The sequence below is a fragment of the Pseudomonas mosselii genome, from assembly GCF_005796105.1.
GTDB classification, from domain to species: domain Bacteria; phylum Pseudomonadota; class Gammaproteobacteria; order Pseudomonadales; family Pseudomonadaceae; genus Aquipseudomonas; species Aquipseudomonas mosselii_C.
On the sequence record NZ_VAUO01000009.1, the window covers coordinates 213,397 to 225,446 of the forward strand.

The following is a 12,050-nucleotide window of genomic DNA, read 5'->3' on the forward strand; positions in this document are numbered from 1 at the left end:
CGAGGGTGCATCATCAAACATCCTTGTTTCAAAATATTTAACCATCTCGCCGGATAGCGAACAACCCGAGGCGTGCGCATGCCAGTGCGCAGGCCCAAGTTGGGTTACCATACGCGCCCTTCCGAGCACCTTTCAGGCCTTGCCTGACTCGACACCTACAGGTCATTCATGCGTCTGTTTCACACTTCCGACTGGCACCTGGGCCAGAGCCTGCACGGCCAGGAACGCGACTTCGAACATGCCTGCTTCCTCGACTGGCTGCTGGGCCAACTGCGCCTGCGCCAGCCCGATGCCTTGCTGATCGCCGGCGACATTTTCGACACCGTCAACCCGCCGGTCAAAGCCCAGGAGCGCCTGTACGACTTCATCGTCCAGGCCCACGAACAGCAGCCCAAGCTGGACATCGTGATGATCGCCGGCAACCACGACTCCGGCTCGCGCATCGAGCTGCCGGCGCCGTTGATGCGTCGTCTGCGCACGCATGCCCTGGGTCGCGTGCACTGGCTCGACGAAGGCCGCTTGGACGCCGAACGCCTGCTGATCCCGCTGAGCGATGCACGCGGCAAGGTCCAGGCCTGGTGCCTGGCCCTGCCCTTCCTGCGTCCGGCCGAGGTCACCGGCCCCGGGCTTGGCGACGATTACCTGCAAGGCATCACCCAGGTGCATGCACAACTGATCGAAGCGGCGCTGAAAAAACGCAAGAAAGACCAGGCACTGATCGCCATCAGCCACGCGCACATGGCCGGCGGCAGCGTCAGCGAAGACTCCGAACGCAGTCTGATCATTGGTAACGCCGAAGCCTTACCGGCGCGGCTGTTCGACAAGGCCATCGGGTATGTCGCCCTGGGCCACCTGCACAAGCCGCAGAAGGTCAACCGCGAGGCGCGCATCCGCTACAGTGGTGCGCCGATCCCGCTGTCGTTCGCCGAGATCAACTACCCACACCAGGTACTCGAAGTGGAATTCTCCGGCAGTCAGCTGGTCAGCGTCGAGCCGCGTCTGGTGCCGCGCGCCGTGGCCTTGCAACGCCTCGGCCCAGCGCCCCTGGCCGAGCTGCTGCCCCTGCTCAACGACCTGCCGGTGATCGATCTGCTCGAAGACCCCAATCGCCAGCCCTGGCTCGAAGTCCGGGTACGCCTGGATGAACCACAGCCCGACCTGCGCCAGCAGATCGAACGCGCCCTGCACGGCAAAGCCGTGCGTCTGGTGCGCATCAGCGCCGAGTATGCCGGGAGCGGACGCGAGGAGGACGACGAACAGGCGTTCGTCGAACTTGCCCGCATGACCCCACAAGACCTGTTCGGTCGCGCTTGGGAGCAAGCCTATGGCGGCCCCGCCGACGCACAGGCCCTGGCCGACTTTGCCGAACTGTTGCAGGACGTGCTGCAAGCCGAGGAGCAGCCATGAAGATTCTTGCCATCCGCCTGAAGAACCTGGCGTCCCTGGCCGGCCCCATCGACATCGATTTCAGCGCAGAACCCCTGGCCAGCGCCGGCCTGTTCGCCATCACCGGCCCCACCGGTGCCGGCAAGAGCACCCTGCTCGATGCCCTGTGCCTGGCACTGTTCGGCAGCGTGCCACGGCTCGGCGGCATCGCCCAGGAAGCCAAGGTGCCCGACGCCGACGGCGAAATTCTCACCGGCGACCCACGCAACCTGCTGCGTCGTGGCACCGGCAGCGGTTACGCCGAGGTCGACTTCGTGGGTGTGGACGGCCGACGCTACCGCGCCCGCTGGGAGGCCAACCGCGCCCGCGACAAGGCCAATGGCAAGCTGCAACACAGCCGTCAGAGCCTGTACGACCTGGACAGCGAGCAACTGCTGGCCAGCGGCAAGAAAGAATACAAACCGCTGCTCGAAGCGCGCCTGGGGCTGAACTTCGAGCAATTCACCCGAGCTGTGATGCTGGCTCAGAGCGAGTTCGGCGCGTTCCTCAAGGCCGAGGACAAAGAGCGCAGCGAACTGCTGGAAAAACTCACCAACACCTCGATCTACAGCCGCCTGGGCCAACGCGCGTTCAGCAAGGCACGGGAAACCGCCGAGGCGCACAACGAGCTGAAAAAACAGGCCGAGCACCTGTTGCCGATGGCCGCCGAAGAGCGCGAAGCCCTCGATCAGGCGCTGGAGCTTGCGCAGCAGCAGCTCAAGGCCGACCAGGCGCGCCAACGCCAACTGGAGCAGCAGCGCGCCTGGCTGAATGAACAGCGCCAGTTGCAGGCCCAGCACACGCAAGCCCGCGAGGCGCTGAGCGAGGCCGAAACCCAGTGGCAGCAGCTCGGCGAGCAGCGCCTCGACCTGCAACGCTTGGAGCGCCTGGCGCCCCAGCGCCACCAGTTCCACCGCCAGCAGCACCTGGCCGCGCAGATCACCCCGTTGCAGACGCAGATCGCCGAGCGTCAGCAGCAGCAAGCCGCCCTGGACAACCAGACGCGCACGCTCGAACAAGCCCTTGAAGACGCGCGTCAGGCCCTCGCCCAGGGCCAGGCCGTGCATGCCGAAAGCGCACCGCGCCTGCGCCAGGCCTTCGCCGCCCAAGGCGACCTGGCACGTCTGGATCAGGAACTGGGCGAGCACCGCGCAGCCTGCCAGCAGGCCGACCAGGCCCTGGCCGAGGGGCAGGAGCAGTTGCAGCAGTTGCAAGACCACCAGCAACGCACCTTGCACCAGTTGGCGCAGATCGACGCGGCACTGGCCGACAGCGCGCACCTGGCAGGCCTGGCCGATGCCTGGCAGGCCTACCTGCCGCAGCTCAAGCAAGTGATGCTGGTCGGCGGCCGTCTGGCCAAGGCCCAGGAGGAACTGCCCGGTCTGCAAGCCCAGGCCAGCCAGGCCAACGCGCACCTGCAAGCGCAGCGCGACAGCTTCGAGCTGCTGTTCCGCGAAGCTGGCGCCGAGCCCCAGGCGCTGGCCGAGCAGATCGACCTGCTCGGCGGCATGCTGCAAGACAACCGCAAACAACAGCGCGCAGTCGAAGAGCTGTCGCGCCTGCATGGCCGCGAACTGGAAATGCGCCAGCAGCTCAACGTCCTGCACGAACGCCAGCAGCAAGCCATGCAGCAGCGCCAGCAATTGATCGGCGAAGGCACCGCCGCCAAGGCTGAACTCGAAGCCGCCGAACAGGCCCTGACCCTCACCCGCCAGTTGCTCGAACGCCAGCGCCTGGCCCGCAATACCAGCGTCGAGGAACTGCGCGCGCAGTTGCAGGACGGAGAGCCCTGCCCGGTGTGCGGCAGCGCCGAACACCCGTTCCACCAACCCGATGCGCTGCTGCAAAGCCTCGGCCGGCATGACCAGGCCGAAGAGGCCGCTGCCCGCCAGCAGGTCGATAGCCTCAATACCCGCCTGGTGGACCTGCGTACCCAGCTGGGTGTGATCAACGCTCAACTCAAGGATGCCCAGCAACAACAGGTTCAACTGACCGAGCAACTGCAAGCACTGACCGCGCAACTGCACGCCCACGCGCTGTGGCCAGCCCTCGCGCCCCAGGATGACAACGCCCGCAGTGTCTGGCTGGAGGCACAACTGCGGCGCCTGGGCGATGAGATTGAGCGCGACGAGAAACGCCAGGCCACCTTGCTCACCCTGCAAAAAGACGCGGCGCGCCTGAACCAACAGTTGCAAGCCGCCAGCGACGCCCAGCAGCAAGCCCAACGCCACCTGGAGCACCAGCACCAGGCCATGGCCGGCGACCAGCAGCAACTTGAGCAGAGCCTGAACGACCTGGCCAGCGTGCTGCCTCAGGAAATTCTCCAGGCCCTGCGCGACGATCCGGCCAACGCCTTCCTCGGCCTCGACCAGCAGATCGCCCAGCGCCGCCAACAGCAGGACCTGCGCAAGGACGAGCAGCAGGAGCAGTTGGCCCGCCAGGTGCAGTTGGACAAGCTGCACGATCAGCAGCAGGCCCGCCAGCTCAGCCAGCAGCAGATGCAGCAGAAACAGGCCGCTGTCCAGGCTCAGCACCAGCTCATCCAGGCAACCCTGGCCGAGTTGCTCGGCGGGCAGCCCAGCGCCGAAGCCTGGCAGCAACACCTGGACACGCACCTGGAGCAGGCCCGCCAGGCCGAAGCGCAGAGCGCAGGGCAGTTGCAGGAATTGCGCACCCAGGGTGTGCAACTGGCCAGCGAACTGAAGGCCAGCCTCGAACGCCAGCAGGCCTTGGCCCAGGAACACCATCAATTGCAAGGCGACATCGCCCGCTGGCGTGCCGAGCACCCCGAGCTGGACGACGCCGGCCTCGACCGCCTGCTGGCCTTCGAGGACGCCCAGGTCGCCGACCTGCGCCTGCATCTGCAACAGGCAGAAAAAGCCGTCGAGCAGGGCCGCGTGCTGTTGCAGGAGCGTGAACAGCGCCTGCAACAGCACAGCACCCTGGCCCACGACGAAGTGCCCGAACACACCCTGGAGGAACACCTCGACGCCCTACAAGGCCAATTGGCAGCCCAGGAGCAGCAGTGCGCCGAGCTACGCGCCCAGCAAGCCGACGACCAGCGCCGGCAGCAGGCCAGCAGCGCGCTGGCCGAGCAGATCGAGCAGGCCTACCAGCAGTGGCAGCGCTGGGCACGCTTGAGCAGCCTGATCGGCTCGGCCTCGGGCGATGTATTCCGCAAGATCGCCCAGGGCTACAACCTCGACCTGCTGCTGCACCACGCCAACAGCCAACTGCGCCAGTTGGCCAGGCGCTACCGCCTCAAGCGTGGCGGCAGCGCCTTGGGCCTGCTGGTGCTCGATACCGAGATGGGTGACGAGACGCGCTCGGTGCATTCGCTGTCAGGCGGCGAAACCTTCCTAGTCTCGCTGGCACTGGCCCTGGGCCTGGCGTCGATGGCCTCGAGCACCTTACGCATCGAGTCACTGTTCATCGACGAAGGCTTCGGCAGCCTCGATCCCGAGTCGCTGCAACTGGCCATGGACGCACTGGACGGTTTGCAGGCTCAGGGCCGCAAGGTGGCGGTGATTTCCCACGTCCAAGAGATGCACGAGCGAATCCCGGTGCAAATCCAGGTGCGCCGCCAGGGCAACGGACTGAGCGATGTCGAGGTGTGTGGGTGATTCTCTACTCGTTCCGGCGCTGCCCGTGGGCCATGCGCGCGCGCCTGGCTCTGCACTACGCCGGGTGCGCGGTACAGGTTCATGAGGTGGCGATGAAGCACAAGCCCGCCGAATTGCTGGCACTGTCGCCCAAGGGCACGGTGCCGGTACTCGATACCGGGAGCGTGGTGCTGGAAGAGAGCCTGGATATCATGCGCTGGGCGTTGGCCCAGCATGATCCGCAGGACTGGCGCCTGCTCGACGACCCCGCAGCGGCGCAGCAGGGTGAGGCATTGATCGCGCGTAACGACAACACGTTCAAGTCACAGGTGAACCTGTACAAATACGCCGAGCGATACCCCGAGTACACCCGGGCGCAATACCGCCTGCAAGCCGAGCCTTGGCTTGCCGAGCTGGAAGGCCTGCTAAGCGGGCGGCCCTACCTGCTGGCCGACCACCCAAGCCTGGCTGACGCCGCCCTGCTGCCCTTGCTGCGCCAGTTTGCCGGGGTCGAACCAAAATGGTTCGCCGAGGCGCCTTATCCGCAGTTGCGCAGCTGGTTACAGGGCTGGCTGGCGTCAGACGTGTTCAAGGCCGTCATGGCCAAAACCGATTGAATTCAGATCGCCAGGATCGGCGCGGACATCAGCAACAACACGACCGCCGTGATTCGCCACATCATGCTCTGCCCCTTCGGAGAGTCAAAAATACAGCGTCAAATTAAATCACATGGCTTTGTGCCATTACCAATGGCTTTACACACTTAATGGCTGTGCTTGCTCAGGGCCGCATGGAAGTGCGTGCTCTGTTGCAGGTATTTTTCGGTGTAGCTGTGGGTGCTGGAGGCTTTGCCGGAGTGTTCGGCCTGGGCCTGCGCGGGCAGTACGACCGAGGCGGAAATGGCGGGGGCAGCAATGAGCGGGAACAGATTGAAGTTCATGATGGCGGACCTCGATTTCGGTGGATTGACGTTGGCCCGTCGGGGGCCTTGGGTCAAAACTTACGCCGATGCAGCCGCTGGCTGAAATTCATTGGGGCAGTAGCCAATATCACCCGGATCGATAATAACGCTGCCCCAGGCTAGTTCTGCTTTACGCTGAAAACCTGGCGTCACTCGATGAACTTGAGGTCCGACGGCGCTGGCTGGTCGAACTTCTGCACCGTTTCGCCCAGCTTGCCACTGCGCGGGTCGCGCTGTAGCACCACGATCTGGTCGCTTTTCTGGTTGGCCACCAGCAAGAATTTGCCACTGGGGTCCAGGGCGAATTCCCGTGGGTGATCACCCTCCACCTCTCGGCGCTGCAAGAGGGTCAACTGCCCCTGCTCCTTACCCACCGCATACACCACGATCTGGTTGGCGGTGCCGCGATTGCTGACATACAGAAAACGCCCGTCCGCCGACAGGTGCAAGCCACCAGCGGCCTTGGCAGCGGGGTCCTTGAGGTCAGTCAACGGCAGACGTTGGCGCTCCAGCAGATCACCGTCGCGCACCTCGAACATCACCACTTCGGCGCTCATCTCAAGGGTCAGATAGGCGTGCTGGCCCTTGGCGTCGAACAGCAGATGGCGTGGGCCACTGCCTGGCGGCAAGGCGACCGCAGGCGGTATCGCCGGGCTCAGCGGGTGCTCGGGGCTGGCCCCGTCGTAACGGTAGATGAATACCTTGTCCGCGCCCAGGTCGCAGGCATACAGGTGCCGGCTATCGGGTGACAACACCAGCGCATGCACATGGGCACCGGCCTGGCGCTCAGGGTTGACCTGGCTGGGCACATGCCGGACCTGCTGTACCACCGGCTTGAGCGTGCCGTCCCTGGTTACCGGCAACACCACCAGGTTGCCTCCGGGATCAGGGGCGACAGCGTAGTTGGCGACGAACAAGTAGCGCTGGTCATGGCTGAGGCTGGCGTGGGTAGGCTCGTCACCCTGGCTGGGCACTTGGTTCAGCGGGCTGATCTGGCCGCTGGGAGCCAGGGCGAAACTGCTGACCTGGCCATTGACGGTTTCGTTGACCGCAAACAGCAAGCGCCGGTCGGCCGACAGCACCAGCCACGAGGGGCTGACGCTCTTGACCACCTGCTGCGGCGTGGCATCGATATGGCCGGTGCGTTCGTCGAAAGCGTAGCGGTAGATGCCCTGGCTGGCACCGTCGGTGTAGGTGCCCACCAGCAATGTGGCGCCGTGGGCCTGGATGGAAAACATCAGGCTAGCGATCAGCAGGTTCGTCCAGTGGCGGTTCATCGTCGTCTTCGTCCGGGGCACGCAAAGCACTCATACAGACTAGACGATGCTCGGCCTCGCCCGTGCTCAGTTGCCAGTCGTCACCCGCCCCCGTGGCGGCGGCGACCTGCTCGGGGCTGAAGGTCCAGCGACGTAATTGACGGCCATCCATGCACTCGATCACAAGGCCGGCGTCGTCGAAGGTGAAGTCGAAGGCGTGCAGGCCGTCGATCAGAAGCATGTCGCAAGCTGCGAGGGCGGTGGCTAGGGTCATGGGAATGTCCGGGAAAATGAGTCGGCCATTATAACCAATGGGGCCGCGCTGCGGCCCCAGAGGTCTCAATGCGCGAAAATCGACCCGCCGGCCTTGCCCGCCAGCTTGTCTGGCTTGATCAGGAACCGCGCCAGCGCCGGCAGCAGCCACAGCGCACCGAACATGTTCCACAGCAACATGAAGGTCAGCATCAGGCCCATGTCGGCCTGGAACTTGATTGCCGAGAAGATCCAAGTGCACACGCCGATCGCCAGGCACAGTCCGGTGAACAGCACCGCCTTGCCGGTGGAGCGCAGGGTCTCGTAGTAGGCCTCCTGCAAGGGCAGGCCGGCGCGCAGGAAGCTCTCCAGACGGCTGTAAATGTAGATGCCGTAGTCCACGCCGATACCGACGCCCAGCGCTACCACCGGCAGCGTCGCGACCTTCACGCCAATGCCCATGAACGCCATCAACGCATTGCCCAGCACCGAGGTCAGCACTAGCGGCAGCACGATGCACAGCGTCGCAGCGAAAGAGCGGAAGGTGATCATGCACATCACCGCCACGCACAGGTAGACCAGGATCAGAATGGTCAGCTCGGCCGACTTGATCACCTCGTTGGTGGCCGCCTCGATCCCGGCATTACCAGCGGCCAGCAGGAATTGCAGGCCTTCCTTGTCGTGGCTGTCGGCGAATGCCTTAGCCGCTGCGGTCACCCGCTCCAGGGTTTCGGCCTTGTGGTCGTTGAGGAACACCAGCACCGGCGCCAGCGAGCAATCGGCGTTGTACAGGCCGTCGGCACGGGCGATAGAGTTGTTGAGGATGTCCGGGTTGCGTGACAGCGTTTCCCACTTCAGGCTGCCCTCGTTCATGCCCTTGATGACCTGCTTGGAGACGGTCACCAGCGAGATCGTCGACTGCACCCCAGGGGTGTTGTCCATGGCCCACATCAGCTCGTCGATCGGCGCCATGGTCGCGTGCACCGAGCACTGCTCGGCCGGGGTCTTGACCATGATCACCAGTACGTCGGAACTGGTGGAGTAGTTGCTGATGATGAAGCTGTTGTCCTGGTTGTAGCGCGAGTCAGGCCGCAATTCGGGCGCACCCTGGTCGAGGTCGCCGATCTTGAGGTTCTGGCTGTACCAGAGCCCGCCACCAAAGGCCAGCAACGCCAGCACGATGGAAACCGGCGCCACCTTGGGGCTGGCGAAGTTCGACAGCAGGCGCCAGAACGGATGCTCGCAGGTGGCGTCCTTCTTGCTACGGGCGATGGCCTTCTGGCTGATGCCGACGTAGCTGATGGCCACCGGCAGCAGGATCAGGTTGGTGAAGACAATCACCGCCACACCGATGGACGCACCAATGGCCAGCTCGCGAATCACGCCGATATCGATGATCAGCAGGGTGATGAAGCCCACAGCGTCCGCGAGAATCGCGATCATCCCCGGCAGGAACAGCTGCCGGAAGGTGCGCCGGGCGGCGGTCAGGGCGTTGTCGGCGTCGCTCGACTGCAAGGCAATGCCGTTGATCTTCTGCACCCCATGGGAGATGCCGATGGCGAAGATCAGGAACGGCACCAGCATCGAGTAAGGGTCAAGCCCGAAGCCTACCGCGTGCATCAGCCCAAGTTGCCAGACCACCGCCACCAGGGTGGTGATGAGCACGGCGATGGTGCTGCGAATGCACCAGGTAAACCAGTACAGCAGCGCCCAGGTGATCACCAGCGCCACGCCGAAGAACATCGCCACCATCACCAGGCCGTCGATCAGGTCGCCGACTTTCTTGGCGAAACCGACGATATGAATCTTCACGTTGGGGTTTTGCGCCTGGAACTTGTCGCGGATCTTCTCTTCGAGCTGATGGGAGAATTGCTGGTAGTCGAGCTTGACCTGCCGACCCGGGTCCAGCGGATCGGGGTAGCTTTCCAGCAGCGGGATATCGACGATGCTGGACTTGAAGTTGTTGGCCACCAGGCGCCCCACCTGGCCAGACTTGAGCACGTTGTCACGCAGGGTATCGAGGCTGTCCTGGGAGCCGTTGTAGGTGTTGGGGATCACCTCGCCACCGGAGAAGCCTTCTTCGGTGACCTCGCTCCAGCGCACGCTGGGGCTCCACAATGACTTGAGCCCTGCCCGATCGACGCCGGGGATGTAGAACACCTCGTCGTGGATCTGACGCAGGGTCTCCATGTAGTCCTTGTCGAAGATGTCGCCCTTGGTCGACTCCACCGAAATACGCACGGTGTTGCCCAGGTTGGCCAGGTCGTTGCGGTGCTCCATCATTTGTTCAATGAACGGATGCTGGAGCGGGATCATCTTCTCGAAACTGGTGGAAGGACGGATCTGCGTGGCCTGCCAGAACAGGAAAATGCTCACCAGCACACAGATGGCGATGACCACCGGGCGATTGTTGAAGATCAGCCGTTCCAGCAGGGTGGCCTTGTCCTTGTGCTGCATGTCGAAGCTCTCCCGGCTGGTCATGGGCGTACCTCCTCTACACCATCGGCCGTGGCCAGGTGCACACCACCCTGCCCCACCAGCAACAGGCCGCCATCGGCCAGCCCGCTCACCCCAGCCAGGGCAATGCGGTCAGCGCGGTTGCGCACGCTGAAGGTCTGCCCGTCATCGACGCTGCGCAGCACGCTGCCACCGTTGCCGACCAGTACCAGGCTGCCGTCCCCCAGAAGCGTAGCGCTTGCCAGGCCGAATTCGAGCGGACCGCGCTCGGCCATCAATGCGATGGGTTGCCAGCTGTCACCGAAATCGGTGGAGCGCAGCAGGTTGCCGCGCAGCCCATAGGCCAGCAGGGTATGTGGCTGGGCAGTGCCGATCACACCGAACAGCGAGCCCTCGTAGGGGCCTTGGACCTTGCTCCAGGTCTGGCCGTCGTCGGCAGAGCGGAACATGCTGCCCTGCTCGCCAACGATGAACAGGCCGGCATCCTTGACCTGGGTGATGGCGTTCAAGTGCAGTTGGTCAGGGTTGTCCAGGCGCTCGCCGACGTCTTGCCAGTGCTGGCCGCCGTCGGTGGTCTCCAGCAGTGCGCCATAGGCGCCGACGGCAAAGCCGTGCTGGGCATCAAGGAAACGCACATCGAGCAGCGGCGCCTCGCGCGACAGGTCCTCGAACTGTTTGCTCCAGGTCGCGCCACCATCGTTGCTGGCGAGGATCTGCGCGTCATGGCCGACCGCCCAGCCGCGCTTGTCGTCGAGGAAGAACACCGCGGTAAGCAATTGCCGGGTGGGCACGCGGGCCTGGGTCCAGGTCTTGCCCTGGTCGTCGGAGAACAGGATGTGGCCACGATCACCGACCACCACCAGGCGATTGCCAGCATGGGTGGTGCCGATCAGCAGGCTCTGGGCAGCCTTGGCCGACTCCACCGAGTACGCCTCGGCGGCCACTGCCGCTCGCACTTCGCTGGCGCCGATGCCCAGCACCAGCGCCAGCATGGCGCCGACCGCAAGCCTGCGGCGCGGGTTGATCCGCTCTCTCATGACTGCCCCCTGTTGTGTTCTTGTCGCGGGTCAATCTATTGCCAGGCACTGCGAAAACCCTGTTCCAGAGCCCTGGAATAGCTTTCGGCCATGCTAGCGGGATTGTCCGACAGAAAACAACGCGCGGGACGTTATGTTTTGTTAACCGCCAAGATATTCGGCGGGCCGGCACGATACCCGCCCTTATCTAGGGAAGTTTCCTACGACCACCTCGGAATTTCCCGGCATTACTTCCTAGCTACTCGTATTTACCGTCTTTCTCCGATGTTCAACCGAGCGCCCATGCCAGAGCTCGCGCTCGTTGTAATCTGGACAAGGAGCGGTCAATGCGACACCCAGCCAATCTGCACTACAGCTTCGAGCCGCTGAGCAGCGACGCCGAATTCGATGTGGTGACATTCAAACTTACGGAGGCGCTCAGCGCACCGTTCACCCTCGAACTGGAACTTGTCAGCGACGCCGACGATGTCGACTTCGGCAAGCTGCTGGATAAGCCAGCACTGACGACACTCGAAGACCGCCGCCTGATCGATGACGCGGACTTCATTCTGGCCGTGCGTGCTGACCTGCCGCCGCCAACACTGCGTCGGCTGTTTTTGCAGAAAGCCAAGGTCACCTCCCTGGAGACCTTGAATGATCTGGTGCACAAGCAGTTGCCCGGCATTGCGCTGCATCCGCTACCTGTAGCCCCTCGCGATCTGCCCTTCCATACAGGGTTCAGCTACTTCGACCCGGCGTGGGCCTGCATGAACACGGCCAACGGTTTCGGGATTCATATCGCAGGGGAGTTCCCTGGGCTTGAGTTGCAGTTCTGGGCAATCAGGAGTGAGTGAGATGCAAGAGAACAACCTGGCACGCAATGAAGCCGCCTCTGCTCAAGCCGAGCAGTTGCAATCGATGCTTGAGAAGTCTTTACCCGATGACGCCACAGCATCCGAGGCAACTTTTCCAGAGCGAGAACCCACCTATCAGGGGTACCCAGCTGACCCGGACTTTCAGTTGCGGGGCGGCTACGACAACCTGATGCTGGATGCGGCGGCACCGTTGTTTGGCCTCGTCA

Annotated in this window: 8 protein-coding genes and 2 pseudogenes; 5 read left to right on the forward strand and 5 right to left on the reverse strand. The window is 63.8% G+C overall.

What is annotated here, in order from left to right:
- Positions 1-168 precede the first annotated feature (168 nt).
- The 3 genes from FEM01_RS18760 to FEM01_RS18770 are packed head-to-tail and all read left to right on the forward strand — an operon-like array spanning position 169 to position 5,644.
- Entirely contained in the window at positions 169-1,407 is a 1,239-nt protein-coding gene (locus tag FEM01_RS18760; RefSeq protein WP_138220971.1) for an exonuclease SbcCD subunit D C-terminal domain-containing protein, read from the forward strand.
- Positions 1,404-5,048: an AAA family ATPase gene (locus FEM01_RS18765; RefSeq protein WP_138220972.1), complete on the forward strand. Its 3,645-nt coding sequence runs from the start codon at positions 1,404-1,406 to the stop codon at positions 5,046-5,048. The genes FEM01_RS18760 and FEM01_RS18765 overlap by 4 nt, the downstream gene beginning before the upstream one ends.
- On the forward strand, positions 5,045-5,644 hold the full coding sequence (locus FEM01_RS18770) for a glutathione S-transferase (protein ID WP_138220973.1): 600 nt from the start codon (positions 5,045-5,047) through the stop codon (positions 5,642-5,644). The genes FEM01_RS18765 and FEM01_RS18770 overlap by 4 nt, the downstream gene beginning before the upstream one ends.
- Positions 5,645-5,790: 146 nt before the next feature.
- Here the strand turns inward: FEM01_RS18770 and FEM01_RS24220 are convergent, their stop codons facing one another.
- The 5 genes from FEM01_RS24220 to FEM01_RS18790 all read right to left on the reverse strand — a co-directional run bounded on the left by FEM01_RS24220 (position 5,791) and on the right by FEM01_RS18790 (position 10,990).
- Complete coding sequence (locus tag FEM01_RS24220) at positions 5,791-5,967, reverse strand: hypothetical protein (RefSeq protein ID WP_171030992.1); 177 nt, start codon at positions 5,965-5,967, stop codon at positions 5,791-5,793.
- Positions 5,968-6,137: 170 nt separating this feature from the next.
- The gene (locus FEM01_RS18775; RefSeq protein ID WP_138220974.1) at positions 6,138-7,265 is read right to left on the reverse strand and encodes a lactonase family protein; all 1,128 of its coding nucleotides are present in this window, start codon (positions 7,263-7,265) and stop codon (positions 6,138-6,140) included.
- Positions 7,231-7,518 carry a DUF5629 family protein gene (locus FEM01_RS18780; protein ID WP_138220975.1) on the reverse strand — a complete coding sequence of 96 codons (288 nt, stop codon included), beginning with the start codon at positions 7,516-7,518 and terminating at the stop codon, positions 7,231-7,233. Before FEM01_RS18780 ends, FEM01_RS18775 begins: the two co-directional genes overlap by 35 nt.
- Before the next feature lie 65 nt (positions 7,519-7,583).
- On the reverse strand, positions 7,584-9,977 hold the full coding sequence (locus FEM01_RS18785; protein ID WP_138220976.1) for an efflux RND transporter permease subunit: 2,394 nt from the start codon (positions 9,975-9,977) through the stop codon (positions 7,584-7,586).
- Positions 9,974-10,990, reverse strand: a complete 1,017-nt coding sequence (locus FEM01_RS18790) for a WD40/YVTN/BNR-like repeat-containing protein (protein ID WP_138220977.1) — start codon at positions 10,988-10,990, stop codon at positions 9,974-9,976. The genes FEM01_RS18785 and FEM01_RS18790 overlap by 4 nt, the downstream gene beginning before the upstream one ends.
- Positions 10,991-11,496: 506 nt before the next feature.
- Here FEM01_RS18790 and tssK point away from each other — a divergent pair.
- Positions 11,497-11,823 (forward strand): annotated as a pseudogene (tssK, locus tag FEM01_RS18795) (type VI secretion system baseplate subunit TssK); the annotation flags it as partial.
- Position 11,824: 1 nt separating this feature from the next.
- Positions 11,825-12,050, forward strand: a pseudogene (locus tag FEM01_RS24435) (type IVB secretion system protein IcmH/DotU); the annotation flags it as partial.

Excerpts from the sequence above, each read along its gene's own strand:
- FEM01_RS18760 (WP_138220971.1), top strand. The coding sequence starts at position 169 with ATGCGTCTGTTTCACACTTCCGACTGGCACCTGGGCCAGAGCCTGCAC.
- FEM01_RS18765 (WP_138220972.1), top strand. The coding sequence starts at position 1,404 with ATGAAGATTCTTGCCATCCGCCTGAAGAACCTGGCGTCCCTGGCCGGC.
- FEM01_RS24220 (WP_171030992.1), bottom strand. The coding sequence starts at position 5,967 with ATGAACTTCAATCTGTTCCCGCTCATTGCTGCCCCCGCCATTTCCGCC.
- FEM01_RS18775 (WP_138220974.1), bottom strand. The coding sequence starts at position 7,265 with ATGAACCGCCACTGGACGAACCTGCTGATCGCTAGCCTGATGTTTTCC.
- FEM01_RS18780 (WP_138220975.1), bottom strand. The coding sequence starts at position 7,518 with ATGACCCTAGCCACCGCCCTCGCAGCTTGCGACATGCTTCTGATCGAC.
- FEM01_RS18785 (WP_138220976.1), bottom strand. The coding sequence starts at position 9,977 with ATGACCAGCCGGGAGAGCTTCGACATGCAGCACAAGGACAAGGCCACC.
- FEM01_RS18790 (WP_138220977.1), bottom strand. The coding sequence starts at position 10,990 with ATGAGAGAGCGGATCAACCCGCGCCGCAGGCTTGCGGTCGGCGCCATG.